Below are 22,255 nucleotides of genomic sequence, written 5' to 3' on the forward strand. Positions count from 1 at the left end.
GGCCTGCGCCGCTGCGATATTGTTAACTTTATGGTTAACGATCCGTACAGGGCGCTGGCCCATCCGATCAGGCGCGGGATCGTGGAACGACTGGCCGGCGGGTCGACGACGGTCGGTGAGGCGACCCGCGACTTCGACGTGTCCAAGCCGGCCATCACCAAGCACCTCAAGGTGCTCGAGGAGGCCGGCGTGGTGACCCGCGTGGTCGACGGGCGTACGCATCGTCTCGAGCTCGAGATGACGAAGCTCGCCGAGCCCGGCGAGTGGATCGCGGCACAGCGGACTCGCTGGGAGCGACTCTTCGACGTCGTCGGCGACTACCTCGACGAGCGCAAGGAGAGCAGATGAGCGACTCGCCTGACCGCGCGCCGGCAGCGCTCCGGATCGTGCGGACCTTCGATGCGCCGGCCACGGCGGTGTTCGACGCGTGGACGAGCGAGGAGGTGCTGCGGCGCTGGTGGCGTCCCGAGCGCGACTGGGAGACTCCGGAGGCCGAGGTGGACCTCCGGATCGGCGGCCCCTTCCGGGTCACGATGCGCAATCCGCATGACGGCGCGGAGAACAGCGGTGGTGGCGAGTTCACCGACATCGACCGCCCTCATCGGCTCGCCTTCACGTGGACCTGGGACGACACGCCCGGCCGGCGGCAGTTCGGCCGCTGACCCCACCCATCAGGAGGAACGACGTGCTACTCGAGAACAAGAATGCGGTGATCTACGGAGCGGGCGGAGCCATCGGCGGTGCCGTTGCCCGCGCGTTCGCCAGGGAGGGGGCGAGGGTCTTTCTCGCCGGGCGCACCCTCGCCTCGCTCGAACCCGTGGCCGAGGAGATCGCCGCCGCGGGCGGAACGGCCGAGACGGCTCAGCTCGACGCCCTCGATCGAGAGCGGGTGGACGAGCACCTGGACGCGGTGGTGGCGACGGCCGGCCGGACGTCTCGCTGAACGCCATCTCGATCCGCGACGTTCAGGGAGTTCCACTCCTGCAGATGTCGCTCGATGACTTCTCCAGCCCGATCACGACCGGGACCACAGCACATTTCGTGACGGCGACGGCGGCGGCTCGGCACATGACCGAGCAGGGGTCAGGCGTCATCCTGACGCTGTCCACCTCAGCGGCGCAGCTGTCCGGGCGAGACCTGCGCTATCACCACGTCGGCGGCTTCGGAACGGCCTGCGCGGCCATCGAGGCATTCTCCCGAACCCTGGCCGGGGAGGTCGGACCCGCGGGTGTCCGCGTCGTCTGCCTGCGACCGGACGCGATCCCGGAGACCTGGCCCGAGGGGTTCCAGGAGCAGGTGTTCGACCACGGAGCGGATCCGCAACGCGCCCAGGCCGGTGGCGCCGGCGCTTCTACGAGACGAAGCTCGGTCTCTCGGCCGAGGAGCAGCCTGACGAGAGCCGCGTCTATCCGTGCGGCGACGGCAGCTCGCTGCACGTGTATCTCTCGCCCGCCCACGCCGGCAAGGCGACCGCGACGCTGGCCACCTGGACCGTGCCCGACGTTGCGGAGATGGTCGCCGAGCTCACCGCCGGCGGCGTCACCTTCGAACGCTACGACGATCCCGCACTGGCATCCGACGCGCAGGGCGTCCACGACTTCGGTGCTGGGCGCGTCGCCTGGTTCAAGGATCCCGACGGCAACACGTTCGCCCTCGAGCAGTAGCCGCCGAGGTCAGTCGACGGCGACGACCGTCGTGCTGGAGGTGGCGGCGTAGCCGACCAGGCCGAGGTACGGGACGCCGGGCTCGAGTCCGGTCCATGCGACCGTCACGTCGGCGGGCTCGCCGGCGCGGGCCGGCAGCGGGTCGGGCGAGACCGTCGCGGTGCCGGTTGCGTCCGCTCCGACGGCGAAGGTGCGCAGGCTGAAGTCGACCGCCGACCCGTCCGGGCTGGAGAACATGTGGACGAGGGCCTGGTAGGTCCCCGGCTCGGGCGCGGTCAGGTCGACCCGTTCGCTGGCCGCGCCGGTCGCCCCGTTGACCGGCAGTTCGGCGCCGTCGGGACCGTAGACGTACAGGTCGTAGTCGGCCGACTCCTGCGCGGCGACGAGGTCGAACCGGGCCAGCGTCGTGCCCTCCGGCACCTCGAACTCCACCAACCGCGACGACGTGTTGCCGGCCGGGTCGGGCGCCTCGCCCGGGGTCAGTGAGCCGTCCGTGACGTCGCCCGGCGCCAGGCCGCGCAGCGTGAGGTCCACGTCGCCGGTCGTCGACGTCGTCACCGGGTAGGTCACCGAGCCGTCGGCGCCGGTCCCGGCCACCTCCGCCGGCGCGGCGACGGCGACCGGGCGGGCCACGATCGGGCTGCGCACCGTCGTCCCGCCGCCGCTCCAGGTCAGCGTGCCGTGCGCGTACTCGTCCAGCGCCGCGCGGGTGCGCGTGAGCGTGACCTCGAACGTCTTGCTCTGACCGGGCCGGCCGAAGTACAGCACCGACGGCGTGACCCGCGCGGTGAAGCCGGGCACGTCGACGGTGGCGCGGTACAGCCCGGGCGTGACGGCGATGACGGTGCGGGTGACGGTCTGCCGCCCGGCCAGCGCGCCGATCGCGATGGACGGCTGGTTGAGGTCGGACGGGTCGATCGGCTCGACGCCGGGGATGCCGCTGTCCTCGCCGGTGCCTTCCAGGAACGCCAGCCAGTCGGCGGTGCCGGACTCGTAGACCAGGCCGGGGTCGAGGAACCGGGCCGGGTCGACGTGCCCCGCGCCGGCGTGGAACCGGTCGCGGTCGGGCGCGCCGGAGGCGACGACCAGGTCGTAGGCCGTCGTCATCATCGCCGACCTGATCGCCGGCGCCGACCACTCCGGGTGCTCCGCCCGGATCAGCGCGGCCAGCCCGGCGACGTGCGGCGACGCCATCGACGTGCCGGAGAGGAAGTCGAAGTCGTTGCCGTTGTGCGGCCCCGGCGCGACCGCCGCGAGCACGTCGACGCCCGGCGCGGAGAGGTCCGGCTTGAGCAGGTCGCCGCCGTTGGCCAGCGCCGGACCGCGGGCGGAGAACCCGGCCAGCACCGGCTTCGGCGTCGGCGGCAGGTCCGTCCGGTCGCCGGTCAGCAGCGCCGCGGTGGCGCCGTCGGCGGCCGCGTACTCCCGGACCGCCGCGGCGTCCTCGGCCCCGACGTGCACCGTCGGGAGCGCGTGGAAGTCGGCGTTCAGCGTCTCGGCCGGGTCCAGGTTGCCGAGCACGACGCCGACGCCGCTGGCCCGCCGCACCTCGGCCGACTTCGCCACCCGGTCGTAGACGCCGCGGTCGCAGATCACGACGGCACCGGCGGCGGCAGCGGCGTCCAGCGACGACGGCGCGCACAGCGCGGCCTCGTCAGGCTCGACGCCGTCCGCCGCGATGTCGCGCGCGTAGACCAGCGGGGTCTGCTCCGGGACGCCGGCGTCGCTGATCATCGAGCCGCGGAAGCGCCGCCCGTCGCCCAGCTCGATGGTGCCCTCGTAGATCTGGTGCGTGCTGGCCGCGACGGTCGTGACCCACGGGCTGTTGTGCGCGACGGTCGACGCGCCCGGCCCGGAGTTCCCCGCCGACACTGCCACGAAGATGTTCGCCGACGCCGCGGAGAGGAAGGCCAGCTCGACCGGGTCGACCAGCGTGTCGGTGGCGCCGGAGATCGAGTAGTTGATGACGTCGACGCCGTCGAGGATCGCCTGGTCGATGGCGGCGACGGAGTCGGACGGGTAGCAGCCGCCGGTCTCCGCGTCGTCGTCCTGCCAGCACACCTTGTACGCCGCGATCGACGCGCCCGGCGCCATGCCCGACCCGGCGCCGAACTGGCGGCCGTTCACCGACATCGGCACGCCGTGGTTCCCGGCCGCCGTGCTGGCGGTGTGGCTGCCGTGGCCGTCGCCGTCGCGGGTGGACAGGTGCTCGTTCGGGTCGCCGTGCTCCGGCGGCACGTTGGCGACGAAGCCGTCCTCGTAGTAGCGGGCCGAGACGAGCTTGCCGTTGCACAGGTCCGCGGTCCAGTTCTCGCCGGGCTCGCACGCGCCGGTGAACGTGTCGCCGTTCGCCTTGCGCACCGCCGTGCCGGTGTCGGACGTCCGGTAGGCGACGCCGACCTCGCCGGTGGGGCGGTCGCCCAGCTCCGGCCCGGTGAACGACGCGTTCTCCGGCCAGATGCCGGTGTCGATGACGCCGACGACGACGCCCTGCCCGGCCTCGGTCGTCCCGCCGAGCGCCGCCCACACGCCGTCGTCACCGGTCAGCCCCAGGAACTCCGGCGAGGCGACGGTGTCGGCGGCGCGCGGCGTGTCGGGCACGACGGCGAGCACCTGCGGGTCGGCGGCCAGCTCGGCGGCCTGCGCCGCGGTCAGCTCGGCGGCGAACCCGTTCACCGCGACCGTGTACTGGTACAGCGGCTCGGCGCCGACGCCGTCGGCCAGCTCGTCCTGCCGCGCGTCGAGATGCGCCCGGTAGTCGCGGACCGCGCGGTCGCCGGCCCGCAGCCGCTCGCCGTCACCGGGCGCCGTCGCCGCGAGCCCGCGCACCCCGCCCTCGTAGCCGGCCGCCGGCGACCCCGTCAGCACGACGACATAGGAGCCGTCGGCGAAGTCGCGGGGCGACGGCGGCGCCAGGCCGCCCGGTGCGGCGACGGCGGTCGAGGCGGCGGCCAGGGCGGCGGCGCTCGCGAGCGCGACGACGAGGCGGGTGCGGCGGGGCGGGTGCGCCACGGGCGTCCTCCGGGGAGTGGTGACATTCGTCATGGTCAGGCCCCGCATCGGTCATCGAGGCCGGTGACATCGCCCACCGGACATGGCCGCGTGCCCCGGCCACGATGGGTTCATGAGAGAGATCGAACCATCCGCGGGGCCGCGAGGAGGCCGGAATGGCTGACGTTGTCGAGGTCTCCGACGTGCGCCGCAGCTTCGGCGACTACGAGGCCGTGCGGGGCGTGACGTTCACCGTCGCGCGCGGCGAGCTGTTCGCGCTGCTCGGCACGAACGGTGCCGGGAAGACGTCCACCCTCGAGGTGGTCGAGGGGCTGGCCCGGCCGAGCGGCGGCTGGATCCGGGTGCTCGGCCGCGACCCCTACGCCGACCGGGCCGCGGTGCGGCCGCGGATCGGCGTCATGCTGCAGCAGGGCGGCTTCCCGGCCGACCTCACGGTGACGGAGACGGCGGTGATGTGGGCGGGGACGCTCACCGCGCCGCGGCCGGTCGCCGAGGCGCTGGAGCTGGTCGACCTCGCCCACCGCGCCGGAGTCCCGGTGAAGCAGCTGTCCGGCGGTGAGCGGCGCCGGCTCGACCTCGCGGTGGCCGTCCTGGGCCGGCCGGACGTGCTGTTCCTCGACGAGCCGACCACCGGGCTGGACCCGGAGAGCCGCCGCAACACCTGGCAGCTGGTCCGTCAGCTGCTCGAGGACGGCGTCACCGTGCTGCTGACCACCCACTATCTCGACGAGGCCGAGGAGCTGGCCGACCGGCTGGCGATCATGCACCGCGGCCGGATCGTCCGCACCGGCACCGTCGCCGAGGTGGTCGCGTCGCAGCCGGCGACGGTGGCGTTCGCGCTGCCGCCGGCGGTGACCCGCGACCGGCTGCCCGAGCTGCCCGGGACGTTGGTCCTCGACCACGGCGGCCGGGTCGAGCTGCACACCGACACGATGCAGGCGACGCTCACCGGGCTGTTGCTGTGGGCCCGCGAGCACGGCGTCGAGCTGCGCGACCTGTCGGCCCGGCCGGCATCGCTGGAGCAGGCGTTCCTGGCGGTGGCGTCCTCGGAGCCCGATGCGCAGGCCGAGCGAGCGGAGGTGGCGGCATGAGCGCCCTGACGTTGTCCGGAACGCCTCGCCGCGTGCGGTCGCTGGCGGTCGCCGAGCTGAAGCTGCTGGTCCGCAACCGGACCGCCGTGTTCACCGCCGTCGGGCTGCCGGTGCTGTCGGTGCTCGGGCTCAACGCGATCGGCATCGGCGAGGAGGGCGACGTTCCGGTCGCGGCGCTGGCCGTGATCATGCTGGCCGGGTTCTCGCTGCTCTACGTCGTCTACTACAACCTGGTGACGGCGTACGTGGCGCGCCGCGAGGAGCACGTGCTGAAGCGGCTGCGGGTCGGCGAGCTGACCGACGCGGAGATCCTGGCCGGCACCGCGCTGCCGTCGGTGGTCGTTGCGGTCGTGCAGATCGTGCTGACGTGGGCGGTCGCGGCGGTGGCGTTCGGCATCGACCTGCCGGTGAACGCCGTGCTGATCCTGGCCGGCCTGCTGGTGGGCGTCGTGGTGTTCGTGCTGCTGGCGGCGGTGTCGACGACGTTCACGCGCAACGTCGAGACCGCTCAGCTGAGCACGTTGCCGCTGCTGTTCGCCTGCATGATCTTCTCCGGCATCATCGGGCCGCGCGACTCGCTGCCCGAGGGCGTGCAGGCGGTAGCGCAGCTGCTGCCGCTGAGCCCCCTCGTCGACCTGATCCGGCTCGGGCTGAGCGGGGTGGCGCCCGACGGCGACACCGTCGACTTCGCGGCGAGCTGGACCGAGGCGGCGGTGCCGGCCGTGATCGCGGTGGCGTGGGTCGGCCTGGGCGTGTGGGCGGTGCGCCGCTGGTTCCGGTGGGAGCCGCGGAGCTGAGGGGTCCGTGACAAGCTGATGTCCGTGTCGACGGTCACCCGGTGGTGGGAGCGGCGGAGCGAGCTGCAGCGCTTCGACCTCTACACCCGCGGGACGCTGTACTCCATGCTGGCCGCCTCGCCGCTGGCCGGGCTGTTCCTCGCGTCGGCCGGCACCGGCGGCCCGTCCGCGCCGGCCGTCCTGACCTTCATCGCCGTGTTGGCCGGGCAGGCCGCCGTCGCGTTCATGGTCCTGCGGGCCGGCCTCGAGTGGTTCCTCGGCCGCGGGCCATGGCCGTACCGGTGGACTGTCGCCCTGCTGGTCGCGACGGTGGCCGCCGCGGGCGCGGCGCTCGCGGTGTTCGGCTGGGACGCGCCGCCCGAACCGGGCGTCACCGACGGCGTCGTCACGGCCTTCGCGATCGTGCTGGCCGCCGGCATCGCGGTCGGCGCGCTGACCACGCGGATCGCGAGCCCGCAGCTCATGGTGCTGGCGTCGGTCATCGGCGGCGCCGTGGTCGTTGCCGGGCTGCTGAGCGACTGGCCGCGGCAGAGCGCCCTCGGCACCGGGTTCGCGGCGCTGTTCGGCTACCTCGGCGGCTGGTCGGCGTTCCGCGCATCGGTCTGGATGCTGGGCGTCGTATGGGAGCTGGACCGGTCCCGGCAGGTGCAGGCCGACCTCGCCGTCGCCGAGGAACGGCTGCGGTTCGCCCGCGACCTGCACGACGTCCTGGGCCGCAACCTGTCCGTCATCGCCGTCAAGAGCGAGCTGGCCGCCGCGCTGGCCCGGCGCGGCCGCGACGACGCGGGCGACGAGATGATGGCCGTGCGCGACATCGCGCAGGAGTCGCTGCGCGAGGTCCGCGACGTCGTGCGCGGCTACCGCGAGGTCGACCTGACGACCGAGCTGGCCGGCGCCCGGTCGGTGCTGCGGTCGGCCGGCGTGGCGACGCGGGTGGTCGGCGAGGTCGACGCGCTGCCGCCCGACGTGCAGGCCGTGCTCGGCTGGGTGGCCCGCGAGGGGACCACCAACGTGCTGCGGCACAGCGCGGCGGCGACCTGTGTCATCACGCTGGCGCGCGAGGATGGCTGCGTGACGCTGACGATGGAGAACGACGGCGCGTTCGCTTTGTCCGCTGAGTCGAGGTCGGATGCCGGGTCCGGGCTGTCTGGGCTGGCCGAACGGCTGCGCGAGCTCGGCGGGTCGCTGGCGGCCGACCGGCTCGACGGCGACCGGTTCCGGCTGGCCGCGCGGGTGCCGTCTGTTGCCGCTGCTGGGGAGGCGTCGTGATCCGCGTCCTACTCGCCGATGACGAGAACCTGATCCGGTCCGCGCTGCGGGCGCTGCTGTCGCTGGAGGACGGCATCGAGGTCGTCGCCGAGGCCGCCACCGCCGACGAGGCGCTCGCGATGGCCCGCTCGTTCTCCCCGGACGTCGCGGTGCTGGACCTGCAGCTGCCTGACCGCGACGGCATCGCGCTGGCCGCCGAGCTGCACGCGTCGGTGCCCGGCTGCCGGACGATGATCGTCACCAGCCACGGCCGGCCGGGCTATTTGAAGCGGGCGCTGGCCGCGGGGGTGGGCGGTTTCCTCCCCAAGACGGTGTCGGCCTCGGTGCTGGCGCAGGTGGTCCGGACGGTGCACGCCGGCGGCCGGTACGTCGACCCCGAGCTGGCCGCCGAGGCGATCAGCGCCGGCGACAGCCCGCTGACGGCGCGCGAGTCGGACGTCCTCGAGCTGGCCGCGGAGGGTGCGCCGGTCGAGGAGATCGCGCGCCGGGCCGCGCTGACGCCCGGGACCGTGCGCAACTACCTCTCGTCGGCGGCGTCGAAGCTGGGGGCCGCGAACCGCCACGAGGCCGTGCACGTCGCCCGTCGCCACGGCTGGATCTGATCGGCCCGCCCCCGCACCCGCCCGCCCCTCCGAGAAGTTGATCTTGGAGTAATGCCAGTATTCATCGGACATCCCGGACCGTAATTGCCCGCTTACTCCAAGATCAACTTCGGGGTGGGCGGGGGAGGCGGGACGACAGGCGGGGGAGCGGGCGCCAGGTCGGGGTCGTCCGCGGCGAAGGTGTGGATGGGGCCGGGCGGGGTGGAGGCGGTCTCGAAGCGGACGGTGACCCGGCCCCGTCCCGACCCCCACACCCAGCCGGGACCGTGCGCCGCGTGCACGACGTCCATGCCGGGGGACCAGGAGGGGCGCTCGTGCAGGGCCTCCTCGACCTGGACGTCGGGCTCCTCCTCGGCCGGTGGCTCGGCGGCGTCGGTGACGAAGAGGTCGTCCTGCACCCAGTCGGACAGCCCTGACACGCCGACCCCGAGCAGCCGGACGCCGCCGGTGGTGTCGACGTCGGACAGCAGGCGGGTCGCGACGCGGGACAGCACGCGCACGTCGTCGGCCGGGGCCGGCAGGGTGGCCGACCGCGACAGCGTGGTGAAGTCGTGCAGCCGCGTCTTCACGGTGATCGTCCGCCCGGACAGCCCGGCCTTGACCAGCCGCCCGGCCACCCGTTCGGCCAGCCGGGCGACGATCGCCGCCAGCAGCGCAGGGTCGGTGAGGTCGCGGTCGAAGGTGTCCTCGACGCTGACGGACTTGGACTCGCGGTCGGTGCTGACCGGGCGGTCGTCCTGGGCGAGCGACAGCCGGTGCAGGGAGCGGCCGTGCGACTCGCCGAGCAGGTCGACGAGGTCGGGCTCGGTGATACGGGCGAGGTCGCCGATGGTCTTGACGCCGAACCGGGCGAGCCGGGCGGCGGTCGCCGGGCCGACGCCGGGCAGGGCGCGGATCGGCAGCGGGTGCAGCAGGTCGAGCTCCGTGCCCGGCTCGATGACCACCAGGCCGTCGGGTTTCGCCTGCTCGGAGGCGATCTTGGCCATCAGCTTGGATGCGGCGACGCCGACGGAGGCCGTCACCCCGGTCTCATCGACGATGGTCGATCGGAGCTCGCCGGCCACCGCCCGTACCTCGTCGGCCGACGACGGCACGCCGGCGGCGCTCCCGGCGAGGTCGACGAACGCCTCGTCCAGCGACAGCGGCTCGACCACCGGCGACAACTCTCGCAGCCGGGCCATGACGACCGCGCTGACCGCCCGGTAGACGCCGAACCGGCCGGACAGGTAGGCGGCGTTCGGGCAGCGCGACCGCGCCTCGCTCATCGACATCGCCGACCGGACCCCGAACACGCGCGCCTCGTAGGACGCCGTCGACACCACGCCGCGCGCCCCCAGCCCGCCCACGATGACCGGTTTGCCCCGTAGCGACGGCTTGTCGCGCTGCTCGACGGAGGCGAAGAATGCGTCCAGGTCGAGATGGAGGACGCGCATGTCCCGATCGTCGCACGCCACACCGACATACGCGCCGATGGCTGAGGTACGGTTGCGCCGCGACCCGGAGTTCACGCCGGCCCGTCATGTCAGGAGTAGGCGAGAGAAGGTTCCGATGACCGCGATCGTCGTGGGCTACGTCCCCAAGTCCGAGGGCCGGGCCGCACTGCGCCGGGCCGCCGAGGAGGCGCGGCTGCGGGGCGCGCGGCTGATCGTCGTCAACTCCGCCCGGGGCGGGCGTGACTTCGACGACGACGACGCCATCAAGGCCGACGCCGAGCTGGCCACCGTCAGCCAGCAGCTCAAGGACGCCGGCATCGAGGCCGAGGTGCGCCAGCTGGTGCGCGGCATGGACGTGGCCGAGGACCTGATCGCGGTGGCCGAGGAGAACGCGGCCGATTTCATCGTCATCGGCCTGCGCCGCCGCAGCCCGGTCGGTAAGTTGATCTTGGGAAGCAACGCCCAGCGTATCCTGTTGGATGCACCGTGCCCTGTCTTGGCGGTCAAGGCAGAGGACGTGGATTGAGAAGGGTTCCCCCGACGTGACGACGTTGTACCTAGCGGGCGACCCCGCGGCCGACGCGCTGCTGGCGCGCGACCCGTTCGCGCTGCTCACCGGCATGCTGCTGGACCAGCAGGTGCCCATGGAGAAGGCCTTCTCCGGCCCGGCGGTCATCGCCGAGCGCATGGGCGGCGTCGACCACCTCGACCCCGCGGCCATCGCCGCCCACGATCCCGAGGCGTTCGCCGAGATCTTCTCCCGCACGCCGGCCGTGCATCGGTTCCCGGGGTCCATGGCCGGGCGGGTGCAGAAGGTCGCGGCGTACGTCGCCGAGCACTACGGCAACGACGCGGCGAACATCTGGGCCGGCACCACCACCGGCGTTGAGCTGTTGAAGCGGCTCAAGGCGCTGCCCGGGTTCGGCGAGCAGAAGGCCAAGATCATGGTCGCGCTGCTGGGCAAGCAGATCGGCGTGCGGCCCGACGGCTGGCGCGAGGCGGCCGGCGACTACGGCGTCGAGGGCGCCACCCGGTCGGTGGCCGACGTCGTCGACGCCGACACCCTGACCCAGGTGCGGGCGACGAAGCGGGAGATCAAGCGTGCGGCGAAGGCCTAGCGGTAATGCGACCGGCTGACGCGCAGCGCCTGCTCGGTGCGCTGGCCGGCGTCGACGCGCCCGTGGGATTCGCCGTCTTCGACGAGGAGCACCGGTTCCTCGCCATCAACGCCGCCCTGGCGGAGCGGTCCGGCAAGGGCATCGCCGACCACCTCGGGCGGGCGCCGGCCGAGGTGCTGCCGCCGGAACTGGCCGCGCACACCGACGAGATGATCGAGCGGGTCCTGCGCACCGGCGAGGCGGTCGAGGCCGAGGAGCCGGCCGTCTCGGGGCGCACCGACACCTATCACCTGCACTCGTCCTGGTACCTGGTCGACGAGGGCCGCGGCCGCGAGGTCGCCATGTTCGTCGTCGACGACACCTCCCACCAGCGCGCCATCTCGTCGCTGCGCCGCAGCCGGGCCCGCAACGCGCGGCTGCTCGAGGTGTCCGACGTCCTGTCGCGGGCCGTGACGGTGCGCGAGGTGGCCGACGGCGCCGCCGCGCTGGGCCGGCGCAACGTCCAGGCGCTGCGCACCGCCGTCACGCTGATCGGCCCCAACGCGCGGCCGTACCCCGTCACCACCGGGCTCGGCGAGGGCGAGGACGTCCCCGTCTGGCCGCACCAGGCCGTCACGCCGACCGACGAGGTGCTGCGCAGCGGCTGGCCGATGTTCCTCGGCAGCCGCGAGCGCGCCCGTGCGGCCGCGCCCGGCGACCCCGTCTTCGGCGATTTCCTCGACCGCACCGACGAACGCGCCTGGGCGGTGCTGCCGCTGGCCGGCGAGGAGGGCTGCGTCGGCGCCGTCCGGTTCTCCTTCGCCACGGAGCAGGACTTCGACTCCGACCAGTGCCGGTTCCTGCGCGCCGTCGCCCAGCAGTGCTCGCTGGCGTTCGCCCGGGCCCGGCTGTTCGAGCGGGAGCGGACGGCGGCCGCGTCGCTCAGCCAGGGGCTGCTGCCGCGGCGGCTGCCGACGGTGGCCGGCGTCGAGCTGGCGGCGCGCAGCCGCACCGACGTCGGCGAGCACTCCGTCGGCGGCGACTGGTACGACGCGCTGGTCATGCCCGACGGCGAGCTGGGCCTGGTGGTCGGCGACGTCATGGGCCACGGCGTCACGGCGGCCAGCGCCATGGGCGAGATGCGGGCGGCGCTGCGGGCGCTGGCGCTCACCGACCCCGACCCCGCGGCGGTGCTCGGCGGGCTGGACCGCCTGGTCGAGCGCGACGACGCCGTCGAGATGGTCACCGTCGTGTACGCCCTGGTCGACCCCGTCAACGGGACCGTCCGGGTCGGCGACGCCGGGCACCTGCCGCTGATCCGCATCCCCGAGGTCGGCGCCGTCGAGCTGGTCGACGCCGGCGCCGGCACCACGCCGATCGGCGTCACCGAGCCGCGGTCGACGCAGTCGGTGCGGTTGTGGCCCGGCGACGTGCTGATCGCGTTCACCGACGGTCTGATCGAGTCCAGGGTGCGGTCGCTGGAGGAAGGCTTCGCCCAGTTGCTGCGCTGCCTGGAGGAACAGCGCGGCGTCCCGCTCGAGCAGTTGCTCGACGCCGTCGTGCGGCGCATGCAGATCGACGGCGCCGCCGACGATCAGACGATTCTCGCGCTACGGTGGGCCGGGCGGTGAGACATCGGCGTGGGCGGCGGCCTTTCGGGATGAACAGGACCCGTGTGCTGTGCCACAATGATGTGTTGCCGTCGCCACCTCGCGTACTGCGCTGCCCTTAACCAAAGACATCGAGAGGTCGTACGTGTCGTCGAGCTCGTCCAGCACCAAGAACGCCCGGATCCTGGAGCTGCCGTCGGTCCAGGCGCTTGTCACCCAGGGACGGAAGTCGGGCTCGGTCACCGCTGAAGATGTCCGGGTCGCCTGCGGTGCCGCCGACCTGGCGATGAAAGAGAGCCGGTTCGTCGTCGAGCATTTGAAGTCGACCGGTATTACCGTCGAGGTAGCGGCGGCGGACTCGCGGAGTCCGCGCAAGCGTGTCGCTGCGGCGACGTCCACCCGTTCGACAGCGGTGGCGACCGCGGCAGCCAAGAAGACCGAGCCGGCGGCCAGGAAAGGCGAGGGATCTGTGAAAACGGCGGTGAAGAAGGCGAAGGCCGACGTCCACGACACGGCTGGTGCGGGCCTAGCTGAGGAGGCCGCCGCGGCGGCGCCCAAGGGCCGGGGCCGCAAGAAGGCCGTCAAGGCGGCCGACGCGCCGGCCAAGGAGGCCGGCGCCGCCGGCCCCGACGGCGAACCCGACCCCGGCGAACTGGCCGCCGAGGAAGCCAAGATCGAGGACGAGGGCTTCATCCTCTCCGAGGACGACGACACCGACGAGCCCGAGCAGCAGGTCGCCGTCGCCGGCGCCACGGCCGACCCGGTCAAGGACTACCTCAAGCAGATCGGCAAGGTCCCGCTGCTGAACGCCGGCGAGGAGGTCGAGCTCGCCAAGCGCATCGAGGCCGGCCTGTTCGCCGAAGAGAAGCTGGCCGAGCAGGGCGACACCATGCCGGCGAAGCTCCGCAACGAGCTGGAGTGGATCGCCGAGGACGGCCGCCGGGCCAAGAACCACCTGCTCGAGGCCAACCTCCGCCTCGTCGTCTCGCTGGCCAAGCGCTACACCGGCCGCGGCATGCTCTTCCTCGACCTCATCCAGGAAGGCAACCTCGGCCTCATCCGCGCCGTCGAGAAGTTCGACTACACCAAGGGCTTCAAGTTCTCCACCTACGCCACCTGGTGGATCCGGCAGGCCATCACCCGCGCCATGGCCGACCAGGCCCGCACCATCCGCATCCCGGTGCACATGGTCGAGGTCATCAACAAGCTCGCCCGGGTGCAGCGGCAGATGCTGCAGGACCTCGGCCGCGAGCCCACGCCGGAGGAGCTGGCCACCGAGCTGGACATGACCCCCGAGAAGGTGGTCGAGGTCCAGAAGTACGGCCGCGAGCCCATCTCGCTGCACACCCCGCTCGGCGAGGACGGCGACAGCGAGTTCGGCGACCTCATCGAGGACTCCGAGGCCATCGTCCCGGCCGAGGCGGTCTCGTTCACGCTCCTGCAGGAGCAGCTGCACGCCGTCCTCGACACCCTCTCCGAGCGCGAAGCCGGCGTCGTCTCGATGCGCTTCGGCCTCACCGACGGCCAGCCGAAGACGCTCGACGAGATCGGCAAGGTCTACGGGGTCACCCGCGAGCGCATCCGGCAGATCGAGTCCAAGACCATGTCGAAGCTTCGCCACCCGTCCCGTTCCCAGGTACTGCGCGACTACCTCGACTGAGCGTCCGTCGTGCGGGTCGGCCACCGGCCGGCCCGCATGGCCTCGTCGGCGGGCCGCGCCGGGAAGAGCAGCTCCATGATCGACCGAGCCAGCCAGTCCTCGTACCGCTGAGCCGGCCACCCGAGCCGCGCCGTGAGCTTCTCGAAGTTCGCGCCGTCGATCATGATCCACACACTGGCAGCGAGTTCGTCGGTCCCGACATCGGTGCGCAGCCAGTCACGTGACCTGAGCAGCGCGACGAGGTCGCGGACGTTGCCGTGGACGAGCCGGATCACCTCGGACCACTCGGCCTCGATGTCCGGGTCGTCCGCGGCGGCCGAAGCGAACGCACGCATGAGCCCGCTGCTCCTGGCGTTGATCTCGCTCACCAGGCGGGCGGCGGCTCGGGCGAATCCCTCGGGACTCTCCTGACGCAGCAGCGCGCCCGACTCGGGCACGTCGAGAATCGACTCGTCGGCCTCGCGGCCGAAGGTGCGCAGCCGGACGGCCGCGCCCAGGAGGCTCCGCTTCGGGCCCTGTGCCTGGACGGTCTCGACCGAGACCTCGGCCGCCTCGGCGATGCGAGCGAGGGTGGTGCGGGAGTACCCGTGCGACGCGAAGAGCTCGGCGGCCGCATCGATCACCCGCCGCCGAGTGGCGGCGGCCTGCTCCGCCCGGAGCGTCGACGAGTACCGGCGAACGGAAATGACTACCCCCTCGATGGGTTGACCACTATCGCATAGTACTCAATACTGCACCAAGCTGATCGACCTGGCCGAGGGGGCCACGATGTCCGACATCCTGATCGCCAGTGTGCCGATCCACGGGCACGTCACGCCGCTCCTCGCCGCCGCCGCGGGCCTCGTCGAGCGCGGTCACCGGGTCCGGTTCCTCACCGGGGCGCGCTTCGCGTCGCTCGTCGAGGAGACCGGCAGCTCCTTCGTCGCCCTCCCCGCCGAGGCGGACTACGACGATCGGCGGCTCGACGAGGTGATCAAGGACCGGCCTCGGGGGATCGCCGGCCTGCGCTTCGACGTCAGGCAGATCTTCCTCGCGCCAGCGCCGGCCCAGTATCGGGCGCTGCTGTCGCAGCTGGCCGAGCCCACGACGGCCGTGCTGGTCGACCCCACCTTCTTCGGGGCGTTCCTGCTCACCGGCCACCCCGCGCACGCCCGCCCTCCGGTGATCTACGGCGGGCTCACCCCGCTGCCACTGGCGTCGCCGCATGTGCCGCCGTTCGGGCTCGGCCTGCAGCCGATGGGCGGCCCGCTGCGGCGCCTCGACACGACCCGCAACAGGGCGCTGCGGTTCCTCGTCGAGCGCGTCGTCTTCAGGCCGGTGCAGCGCGAGGTCGACGCGCTCTACCGCTCGGTGCACGCCCGCCCGGCGAACGCCTTCCTCCTCAACTGGCTCAGCACCGTCGACGCGATCGTGCAGTTCTCGGTGCCGGCGTTCGAGTACCCGCAGCCGGGCGCCGCTGTGCCCACGTACTTCTCCGGACCGTTGACCCGGCCGACGACGGCGGCCGTGGCGGCGGACCTGCCGGACTGGTGGGACGACCTCCGGACGACGACGCCGGTCGTGCATGTCACCCAGGGCACGATCGCCAATTCCGATCTCACCGCACTGATCCGGCCGACCCTCGACGGGCTCGCCGGCGAGGACGTCCTGGTGGTGGTGACGACCGGACACCGCCCGGTCGAGGAGCTCGGACCGGTGCCGGACAACGCGCGGGTCGCGCGGTTCCTGCCCTACGACCTGCTCCTTCCGCTGGTCGACGTGATGGTGACCAACGGCGGATACGGCGGCGTGCACTACGCCTTGGCCCACGGCGTGCCCCTCGTCGCCGCCGGTGTCACCGAGGACAAGCCGGAGGTGTGCGCCCGTGTCGCCTGGTCCGGGGCCGGCGTGAACCTCCGCACCGGACGGCCCCGCGCGCGCCCCGTGCGGCGCGCCGTGCTCGAGGTGCTCGGATCGTCGAGTCATCGGGCGGCGGCCACCGTCATCGCCGGCCAGATCGCCCGGTCGCGCGGGGTGGACGAGCTCGTCGCCGTCATCGAGGACCTCGACGAGCGCCGCGCCCGAGCCGGCCGGGCCTGAACCCGTCTCGCGGACCGGTGGCACAATCGCACGGTGACCCACATTCTCGTGCCGTACCACCTCGATGAGCACCGGCCCGGCCTCGACGTGCCGTACGAGCCGGCGGTGACGGTGAGCCGCGACCTGACCGGCGACGACGTCTGGGAGCGGGTCGGCGGGCTGTACGCCGAGGTCGCCGACGTCGTGGCGGCGGACGTGCGCGGCGGGCAGGTGCCGCTGGTGATGTCCGGCGACTGCATGGTCTCGCAGGCCGTCGTCGCCGGGGTGCAGCGCGCGCACGACCGCGCAAGCCCGTCGATCGTCTGGTTCGACGCGCACGGCGACGTGCAGACGCTGGAGACGACGACGTCGGGATATCTGGGCGGGATGCCGCTGCGCATGCTGGCCGGCTACCGGCCAGAGCTGCTCGCCGACCGGCTCGGGCTGGCGCCGATCGCCGAGGACCGCATCGTGCTGGTCGACGGGCGGGACCTGGACCCGCCGGAGCGCGACTACCTGGCCGCCTCGAACATCCGGCAGGTCTTCACCGCCGAGCTGGACGCGGACGGCGTCCCGCTCGGCCCGGTCTACCTGCACGTCGACCTCGACGTCGTCGACGGGGCGGAGCTGCCCGGCCTGCTGTTCCCGACGCCGGGCGGGCCGTCGGCGAGCGAGGTCGGCCAGGCGATCCGCCGCGTGCTCGACACGGGACGAGTCGCCGCCGTCGGCCTGGGCTGCACCTGGCACGAGGGCCAGGACGGCCAGGGCGCGGCCGAGCGGGTCCGCGCCGCCCTGCCGTTCTAGGCCGGCCGGCGGACCAGCTCGATGTTGCCGCCGATCCGCCGGGCGCCGAACCCCGCGAACAGCGCGTTCGACCCGTCGTTGGTCTCGTCGACCTCGCAGACCACCTCGGCGGCGCCGCGTTCGTGCATGATGCCAAGGACCCGGGCCACCAGCGCACGGGCCAGCCCGCGCCGCCGGTACGCCGCCCGCACGCCGATCAGACCGAGCCGTGGCACGGAGGGCCGGATCCACACCCGCACCAGCCCGGCGTAGCCGCCGCTGCCGCCGTCGACCGCGATCAGGTAGGTCGACGGGTCGAACTGCGGGTCGTCGAAGGTCTCGCGCCGGAACGCCTCCGGGTCGGTGCGCCACGCGTCGACGCCCGGCACGGAGCGGCGCAGGTCCTGGTCGAGAGCGGCCAGCCGGACGAGGTCGGCGTCGGCCGCGGACACCACGCCGAAGCCGTCCGGCCACGAGCTGCCGTCCGGCGGCGCGGTCGGGACGGCGTACACGTGCTCGCGCCGCGCGACGGTGAACCCGCGGCCGGTCAGCAGGGCGAGCCGGTCGCCGTCGTCCTCGCCGGCCTCGGTGTAGAGGTCGCCGTCGTGCTCCGCCAGGACGGCGTCGAGCTGCGGCCCGCCGGCGTCGCCCGGCAGCACCAGGTACGTGCGGGCGTCGGGGCGGGACATGATCATGCCACCGACGCTAGCGGCGCCGCCGTCGCCAGAGCCACCGAATAATCGTGCCCGCATACACTGGCGACATGTCGTCCTCGGGCCAGATCACGCCGCGTCGATCCGTGCCGCCGGCCCTCACGGCCGCCCTCCCGGTGTTCGTCCTCGTGCTGCTCATGTGGGTCGAGGAGATCATCGACGCGCTCCCGGGCGTGAACCTCGACCAGTACGGCATCCGGCCGCACGACCCCGAGGGGCTGGTCGGCATCGTCACGGCGCCGTTCCTGCACGGCGGGTTCGGCCACCTCATCGCCAACACCGGCGCGTTCCTGGTGCTGGGCTGCCTCATCGCCATCACGACGCAACGGTTCTGGGCGGTCACCATCGGCGTCGCGCTGGTCGGCGGGTTCGCCACCTGGCTGGCGGCGTCGCCCAACAGCGTGCACATCGGGGCCAGCGGCGTGGTCTACGGCTACGCCGCGTTCCTGGTGGCCTGGGGCGTGCTGAGCCGCCGGGCGGTCGCCGTGGTGGTCGCGGTCATCGTGGTGCTGATGTACGGCGGCATCGTGGTCGGCGTGCTGCCCGGCCAGCCCGGCATCTCGTGGCAGGGCCACCTGTTCGGCGCGCTGGCCGGTGTGCTCATGGCCTGGCTGCTGCGGGGGAGCGGGACGAAGAGTCGCGCGTGAAGCGCATGTCCATCCAGTGCCGCCAGGCGCCGTCGTCGAGACGGTCCCAGCGTGCGGCCATGCTCGCGCCGTCGTCGGCGACCACCAGCCGCGACCGCGTGTCCGGCCCGGTCAGCGTGACCACGCCTTCGTCGTCGACCCGGACGGTCATGGTGCCAGTGGTGCCGTCGCTGTTGTAGGCCCGCGCGACGCAGGTGTCGCCGTCGGCGTCCTCGCCGAACACCTCCAGCGCCTGGTAGGGCTCGCCGTCGACGGTCACGTCGACGTGGTGGACGAGGAAGTGCCGGCCGGGCAGCCATTCGTAGACGTCGCTGCCCTTGATGCGCACGATGGGGTCGTCCACCGTCTCGCCCTCGGACGTCCAGCTGCCGATCAGCGGGTCGAGGCGTTCCATGAGGTCCCTCCTCGGGTAGGCTATGTAAGCAACTTCTTACATACTACCCGGAGGGGACGTGGACGACACCTTGCGCGCGGTCGCCGACCCGACCCGCCGGGCGATCATGGAGCTGGTGCGCGACGGTGAACGCTCGGCCGGCGACATCGCCGCCAGGTTCCCGGGCATGAGCCGCCCGGCCGTGTCGCAGCACCTCAAGGTACTGGTCGACGCGGGACTGGTGGACGTGCGCCGCGACGGCAACCGCCGGCTCTACGCGCTGCGGCCGGAGGGCCTGGCCGACGCGGCCGGGTTCATCGAGCGCATGTGGTCGGCTCAGTTGCGAAAGCTCAAGGAAGCAGTGGAGACAGAATGATCGAGCAGACCATCCGCATCGACGCCCCACCCGAGCGGGTGTGGGCGTACTTCACCGACGCCGGGAAGCTGGCCCGGTGGTGGGGGAGCGCCGAGGTGGACGCCCGCCCCGGCGGCCTCCTGCGCGTCGCGATGGACGGAGGGCCGGACCCGGTGATGCGGGGCGAGTTCGTCGAGCTGCGCCCGTACGAGCGGCTGGTGTTCACGTTCGGCTGGGAGCCGGGGCCCGGTGTGCCCGACGTCGCGCCCGGCGGCTCGCGGGTCGAGGTCGAGCTCACGCCCGACGTCGACGGCACCGTCGTGACGCTGCGCCACAGTGGTCTGCCGGCGACGCTGCGCGGCGAGACCATTGTCGGGTGGCGTATCGTCCTTCGTCGCCTCGCGGTAGAGGTGGCCGAAGGCCACTAGCAGATGGTTCGGCCGCCTCGCGAACGAGGCGGCCGACAGGCGACTATGAGGGGTGAGTCAGTCGGTGGCGGGGGTGGGCTGGGGCTGGAGGCGGTCGGTCTCGTCGTGCCACTCGAGCGCGACGGGACGGAGCTTGGCCTCGTGCCGGTGGCCGTGGTGACCGCAGAAGAGCAGGTCACCCTCCTTGAGGACGACGCGGACGTACGCCTGGGCGCCGCAGCTGTCGCAGCGGTCGGTTGCCTTCAGAGGGCCGGTAGCGAGAGCCGTAGTAGTCACGTCGCCTGCCTTCCTGATCGTTGGTCCACCGTGGGTGCCGGTGTGGTGTGCATCCGTACCAACATGTAATCACCCCCAGGCGTTCCCGCATCTCGAGCGGGCGGTGGTTCGCTCTGCGCGTAATCGGCACGCTGTGACACTGGTCACCTGATCGAGTTCGTCAACACGTTCGGACGAGGCCGTCCAGCGCGCCTGCGCCGGTTCCGTCGGTGCCAGGGCTTACGCTGACAATGCATGTGCTCACCGCTAGGGAGGAACCGTGACCGCCGAGCGTGCCGACGCCCTGACCGCCGGTGGCGACTACACCGCCCGCCACCTGTCGGTGCTCGAGGGCCTGGAGGCCGTGCGCAAGCGGCCGGGCATGTACATCGGCTCCACTGACTCCCGTGGTCTCATGCACTGCCTCTGGGAGATCATCGACAACGCCGTCGACGAGGCGCTGGGCGGGTTCTGCGACCGCGTCGAGGTCGTCCTGCACGCCGACGGCTCGGCCTCGGTCAGCGACAACGGCCGCGGCATCCCGGTCGACATCCACGCGAAGTCCGGCCTGTCCGGCGTCGAGGTCGTCTACACCAAGCTGCACGCCGGCGGGAAGTTCGGCGGCGGCTCCTACGCGGCCACCGGCGGCCTGCACGGCGTCGGCGCCAGCGTCGTCAACGCGCTGTCCGAGCGGGTCGACGTCGAGGTCGACCGCGGCGGCCGCACGCACGCCATGTCGTTCCGGCGCGGCGAGCCCGGCGTCTGGGACGGCGACGGCCCGGCGGCCGCGTTCTCGCCGTTCACCGACCACTCCGAGCTGCGCATCACCGGCCGGGTCGCCAAGCGGGTCACCGGCACCCGGGTCCGCTTCTACGCCGACCGGCAGATCTTCCTGCGCGACACGTCCTACTCCTGGGACGACCTCATCTCCCGCGCCCGGCAGACGTCGTACCTGGTGCCGGGGCTGCAGCTGGTGGTCCGCGACGAACGCGGCGACGAGTTCGTCGAGCAGACGTTCCGGCACGACGGCGGCATCAGCGAGTTCGTCGAGTTCCTCAGCCCGGGCGTGGCGGTCACCGACGTCCTGCGGCTCACCGGCGAGCAGACCTTCCGCGAGACCGTCCCCGTCCTCGACGACGACGGCCAGCTGGTCAGCAAGGACACCGAGCGGGTCTGCGAGGTCGACGTCGCGCTGCGCTGGGACACCGGCTACGACACCATCGGCCGCTCGTTCGTCAACGTCGTCGCCACCCCGAAGGGCGGCACCCACATCGCCGGCTTCGAGCAGGGCCTGCTCAAGGCGCTGCGCGACCAGGTCAAGGTCAACGCCCGGCGGCTCAAGGCCGGCAACGACAAGATCGAGAAGGACGACGTGCTCGAGGGCCTCACCTCGGTGGTCACCGTCCGGCTCGACGAGCCGCAGTTCGAGGGCCAGACGAAGGAGGTGCTCGGCACCGCGGCGGTCCGCTCCATCGCCTCCGCCGTCGTCGAGCGCGAGCTGAAGGCCGTCCTGACCTCGACGAAGCGCAACGACAAAGCCCAGGCGGCGGCGCTGCTCGAGAAGGTCGTCTCGGCGGCGAAGACCCGGGTGGCCGCGCGGCTGCACAAAGAGACCGTCCGCCGCAAGAACGCGCTCGAAACCAGCTCACTGCCGACCAAGCTGGTCGACTGCCGGTCCAACAGCCTGGAGAAGTCCGAGCTGTTCATCGTCGAGGGCGACTCCGCGCTGGGCACCGGCCGCTCGGCCCGCGACGCCGAGTACCAGGCGCTGCTGCCCATCCGCGGCAAGATCCTCAACGTGCAGAAGGCGTCCGTCGCCGACATGCTGAAGAACGCCGAGTGCGCCGCGATCATCCAGGTGCTCGGCGCCGGCAGCGGCCGCACGTTCGAGATCGACCAGTCCCGCTACGGCCGGGTCATCCTGATGACCGACGCCGACGTCGACGGTGCGCACATCCGCACGCTGCTGATCACGCTCTTCTACCGCTACATGCGCCCGTACGTCGAGGCCGGCCGGCTGTTCGCCGCGATGCCGCCGCTGCACCGCATCGAGCTGTCCAGCCCGAAGAAGGGCCAGGACAAGTACATCTACACCTACACCGACGCCGACCTCGACCGCACGCTGCGCGACCTCGCCCGCAAGGGCGTCCGGGTCAAGGACACCCCGCAGCGCTACAAGGGCCTCGGCGAGATGGACCCCGAGCAGCTGGCCGAGACCACCATGGATCCCCGGCACCGCCGGCTGCGGCGCATCAACGCCCGCGACGCCGAGGCCGCCGAACGCGTCTTCGAGCTGCTGATGGGCAACGACGTCGCGCCGCGCAAGGAGTTCATCATCGCCGGCGCCGCCGAGCTCGACCGCGCCCGCATCGACGCCTGAGGCGTTCCGCGGCGTCATCCGCGCGTTT

23 protein-coding genes and 1 pseudogene are annotated in these 22,255 nt (G+C 72.6%); 18 read left to right on the forward strand and 6 right to left on the reverse strand.

Translation table 11 applies throughout. The annotated features are described in order from the left end of the window. The first annotated feature begins 30 nt into the window (after window positions 1–30). The 4 genes and pseudogenes from BLV05_RS19750 to BLV05_RS38410 all read left to right on the forward strand — a co-directional run bounded on the left by BLV05_RS19750 (window position 31) and on the right by BLV05_RS38410 (window position 1,664). Window positions 31–348, forward strand: coding sequence for an ArsR/SmtB family transcription factor (locus BLV05_RS19750; protein WP_046769453.1), 318 nt, complete (start codon window positions 31–33; stop codon window positions 346–348). After that, entirely contained in the window at window positions 345–662 is a 318-nt protein-coding gene (locus BLV05_RS19755; RefSeq protein WP_052762569.1) for an SRPBCC family protein, read from the forward strand. Before BLV05_RS19750 ends, BLV05_RS19755 begins: the two co-directional genes overlap by 4 nt. A 47-nt stretch (window positions 663–709) precedes the next feature. Further along, a pseudogene (locus tag BLV05_RS38685) lies at window positions 710–1,227 on the forward strand (SDR family NAD(P)-dependent oxidoreductase); the annotation flags it as partial. A 44-nt stretch (window positions 1,228–1,271) separates the two neighbouring features. Next, window positions 1,272–1,664 carry a VOC family protein gene (locus BLV05_RS38410; protein WP_331245869.1) on the forward strand — a complete coding sequence of 131 codons (393 nt, stop codon included), beginning with the start codon at window positions 1,272–1,274 and terminating at the stop codon, window positions 1,662–1,664. Between the two features lie 9 nt (window positions 1,665–1,673). Here the strand turns inward: BLV05_RS38410 and BLV05_RS19765 are convergent, their stop codons facing one another. Then, complete coding sequence (locus BLV05_RS19765; protein ID WP_052762572.1) at window positions 1,674–4,676, reverse strand: S8 family serine peptidase; 3,003 nt, start codon at window positions 4,674–4,676, stop codon at window positions 1,674–1,676. Between the two features lie 155 nt (window positions 4,677–4,831). Here BLV05_RS19765 and BLV05_RS19770 point away from each other — a divergent pair, with 155 nt between their 5' ends. From BLV05_RS19770 to BLV05_RS19785, 4 genes are read left to right on the forward strand one after another with little or no spacing between them, the layout of a single operon-like run. Further along, a complete protein-coding gene (locus tag BLV05_RS19770; RefSeq protein ID WP_046769454.1) occupies window positions 4,832–5,767 on the forward strand; it encodes an ABC transporter ATP-binding protein in 936 nt (311 codons plus the stop codon). Further along, window positions 5,764–6,564 (forward strand): ABC transporter permease, encoded by an 801-nt coding sequence (locus tag BLV05_RS19775; protein WP_046769455.1) that lies wholly within the window; start codon window positions 5,764–5,766, stop codon window positions 6,562–6,564. Before BLV05_RS19770 ends, BLV05_RS19775 begins: the two co-directional genes overlap by 4 nt. Window positions 6,565–6,588: 24 nt before the next feature. Beyond that, the gene (locus BLV05_RS19780; RefSeq protein ID WP_197683219.1) at window positions 6,589–7,833 is read left to right on the forward strand and encodes a sensor histidine kinase; all 1,245 of its coding nucleotides are present in this window, start codon (window positions 6,589–6,591) and stop codon (window positions 7,831–7,833) included. Next, window positions 7,830–8,435, forward strand: a complete 606-nt coding sequence (locus BLV05_RS19785) for a response regulator transcription factor (protein ID WP_046769457.1) — start codon at window positions 7,830–7,832, stop codon at window positions 8,433–8,435. Before BLV05_RS19780 ends, BLV05_RS19785 begins: the two co-directional genes overlap by 4 nt. A gap of 92 nt (window positions 8,436–8,527) precedes the next feature. Here BLV05_RS19785 and BLV05_RS19790 read toward each other — a convergent pair whose 3' ends face one another. After that, window positions 8,528–9,868 carry a DNA polymerase IV gene (locus BLV05_RS19790; RefSeq protein ID WP_046769458.1) on the reverse strand — a complete coding sequence of 447 codons (1,341 nt, stop codon included), beginning with the start codon at window positions 9,866–9,868 and terminating at the stop codon, window positions 8,528–8,530. 115 nt (window positions 9,869–9,983) lie between these two features. Here BLV05_RS19790 and BLV05_RS19795 point away from each other — a divergent pair, with 115 nt between their 5' ends. From BLV05_RS19795 to BLV05_RS19810, 4 genes are all read left to right on the forward strand, one after another. Then, a complete protein-coding gene (locus BLV05_RS19795; protein ID WP_046769459.1) occupies window positions 9,984–10,394 on the forward strand; it encodes a universal stress protein in 411 nt (136 codons plus the stop codon). A 16-nt stretch (window positions 10,395–10,410) separates the two neighbouring features. Beyond that, window positions 10,411–10,986 (forward strand): HhH-GPD-type base excision DNA repair protein, encoded by a 576-nt coding sequence (locus BLV05_RS19800; protein ID WP_046769460.1) that lies wholly within the window; start codon window positions 10,411–10,413, stop codon window positions 10,984–10,986. 5 nt (window positions 10,987–10,991) lie between these two features. Beyond that, the gene (locus BLV05_RS19805) at window positions 10,992–12,596 is read left to right on the forward strand and encodes a SpoIIE family protein phosphatase (protein WP_052762573.1); all 1,605 of its coding nucleotides are present in this window, start codon (window positions 10,992–10,994) and stop codon (window positions 12,594–12,596) included. A gap of 124 nt (window positions 12,597–12,720) precedes the next feature. Continuing rightward, the gene (locus BLV05_RS19810; protein ID WP_046769461.1) at window positions 12,721–14,235 is read left to right on the forward strand and encodes an RNA polymerase sigma factor; all 1,515 of its coding nucleotides are present in this window, start codon (window positions 12,721–12,723) and stop codon (window positions 14,233–14,235) included. Here the strand turns inward: BLV05_RS19810 and BLV05_RS19815 are convergent. Further along, entirely contained in the window at window positions 14,223–14,858 is a 636-nt protein-coding gene (locus tag BLV05_RS19815) for a TetR/AcrR family transcriptional regulator (protein WP_052762574.1), read from the reverse strand. The genes BLV05_RS19810 and BLV05_RS19815 overlap by 13 nt on opposite strands. A 145-nt stretch (window positions 14,859–15,003) precedes the next feature. On the opposite strand from BLV05_RS19815, the gene BLV05_RS19820 reads away from it, so the two are divergent. Both BLV05_RS19820 and BLV05_RS19825 read left to right on the forward strand, forming a co-directional pair. Continuing rightward, window positions 15,004–16,314: a glycosyltransferase gene (locus BLV05_RS19820; RefSeq protein ID WP_046769462.1), complete on the forward strand. Its 1,311-nt coding sequence runs from the start codon at window positions 15,004–15,006 to the stop codon at window positions 16,312–16,314. Window positions 16,315–16,347: 33 nt separating this feature from the next. After that, on the forward strand, window positions 16,348–17,097 hold the full coding sequence (locus BLV05_RS19825) for an arginase family protein (RefSeq protein WP_046769463.1): 750 nt from the start codon (window positions 16,348–16,350) through the stop codon (window positions 17,095–17,097). On the opposite strand, the gene BLV05_RS19830 is transcribed toward BLV05_RS19825, so the two are convergent. After that, entirely contained in the window at window positions 17,094–17,771 is a 678-nt protein-coding gene (locus tag BLV05_RS19830; protein ID WP_052762575.1) for a GNAT family N-acetyltransferase, read from the reverse strand. The genes BLV05_RS19825 and BLV05_RS19830 overlap by 4 nt on opposite strands. 68 nt (window positions 17,772–17,839) lie before the next feature. Here BLV05_RS19830 and BLV05_RS19835 point away from each other — a divergent pair, with 68 nt between their 5' ends. Continuing rightward, window positions 17,840–18,436, forward strand: coding sequence for a rhomboid family intramembrane serine protease (locus tag BLV05_RS19835; RefSeq protein ID WP_046769464.1), 597 nt, complete (start codon window positions 17,840–17,842; stop codon window positions 18,434–18,436). On the opposite strand, the gene BLV05_RS19840 is transcribed toward BLV05_RS19835, so the two are convergent. Further along, a complete protein-coding gene (locus BLV05_RS19840) occupies window positions 18,390–18,830 on the reverse strand; it encodes a hypothetical protein (RefSeq protein WP_052762576.1) in 441 nt (146 codons plus the stop codon). The genes BLV05_RS19835 and BLV05_RS19840 overlap by 47 nt on opposite strands. Window positions 18,831–18,888: 58 nt before the next feature. On the opposite strand from BLV05_RS19840, the gene BLV05_RS19845 reads away from it, so the two are divergent. Both BLV05_RS19845 and BLV05_RS19850 read left to right on the forward strand, forming a co-directional pair. Continuing rightward, window positions 18,889–19,185, forward strand: a complete 297-nt coding sequence (locus BLV05_RS19845) for an ArsR/SmtB family transcription factor (RefSeq protein WP_082155316.1) — start codon at window positions 18,889–18,891, stop codon at window positions 19,183–19,185. After that, on the forward strand, window positions 19,182–19,592 hold the full coding sequence (locus BLV05_RS19850; RefSeq protein ID WP_046769465.1) for an SRPBCC family protein: 411 nt from the start codon (window positions 19,182–19,184) through the stop codon (window positions 19,590–19,592). The genes BLV05_RS19845 and BLV05_RS19850 overlap by 4 nt, the downstream gene beginning before the upstream one ends. Window positions 19,593–19,649: 57 nt before the next feature. Here the strand turns inward: BLV05_RS19850 and BLV05_RS19855 are convergent, their stop codons facing one another. Next, window positions 19,650–19,868, reverse strand: coding sequence for a DUF7455 domain-containing protein (locus BLV05_RS19855; protein ID WP_197683220.1), 219 nt, complete (start codon window positions 19,866–19,868; stop codon window positions 19,650–19,652). A 259-nt stretch (window positions 19,869–20,127) separates the two neighbouring features. Here BLV05_RS19855 and BLV05_RS19860 point away from each other — a divergent pair, with 259 nt between their 5' ends. Then, complete coding sequence (locus BLV05_RS19860) at window positions 20,128–22,227, forward strand: DNA gyrase/topoisomerase IV subunit B (protein WP_046769467.1); 2,100 nt, start codon at window positions 20,128–20,130, stop codon at window positions 22,225–22,227. Window positions 22,228–22,255: the final 28 nt, after the last annotated feature.

This window comes from Jiangella alkaliphila, assembly GCF_900105925.1.
In the GTDB taxonomy this organism is placed as follows: domain Bacteria; phylum Actinomycetota; class Actinomycetes; order Jiangellales; family Jiangellaceae; genus Jiangella; species Jiangella alkaliphila.

Coding starts and splice junctions, on each gene's coding strand:
- BLV05_RS19770 (WP_046769454.1), top strand. CDS start 4,832: ATGGCTGACGTTGTCGAGGTCTCCGACGTGCGCCGCAGCTTCGGCGAC.
- BLV05_RS19790 (WP_046769458.1), bottom strand. CDS start 9,868: ATGCGCGTCCTCCATCTCGACCTGGACGCATTCTTCGCCTCCGTCGAG.
- BLV05_RS19820 (WP_046769462.1), top strand. CDS start 15,004: ATGTCCGACATCCTGATCGCCAGTGTGCCGATCCACGGGCACGTCACG.
- BLV05_RS19755 (WP_052762569.1), top strand. CDS start 345: ATGAGCGACTCGCCTGACCGCGCGCCGGCAGCGCTCCGGATCGTGCGG.
- BLV05_RS19805 (WP_052762573.1), top strand. CDS start 10,992: ATGCGACCGGCTGACGCGCAGCGCCTGCTCGGTGCGCTGGCCGGCGTC.
- BLV05_RS19830 (WP_052762575.1), bottom strand. CDS start 17,771: ATGATCATGTCCCGCCCCGACGCCCGCACGTACCTGGTGCTGCCGGGC.
- BLV05_RS19850 (WP_046769465.1), top strand. CDS start 19,182: ATGATCGAGCAGACCATCCGCATCGACGCCCCACCCGAGCGGGTGTGG.
- BLV05_RS19835 (WP_046769464.1), top strand. CDS start 17,840: ATGTCGTCCTCGGGCCAGATCACGCCGCGTCGATCCGTGCCGCCGGCC.
- BLV05_RS19840 (WP_052762576.1), bottom strand. CDS start 18,830: ATGGAACGCCTCGACCCGCTGATCGGCAGCTGGACGTCCGAGGGCGAG.
- BLV05_RS19775 (WP_046769455.1), top strand. CDS start 5,764: ATGAGCGCCCTGACGTTGTCCGGAACGCCTCGCCGCGTGCGGTCGCTG.
- BLV05_RS19795 (WP_046769459.1), top strand. CDS start 9,984: ATGACCGCGATCGTCGTGGGCTACGTCCCCAAGTCCGAGGGCCGGGCC.
- BLV05_RS19750 (WP_046769453.1), top strand. CDS start 31: ATGGTTAACGATCCGTACAGGGCGCTGGCCCATCCGATCAGGCGCGGG.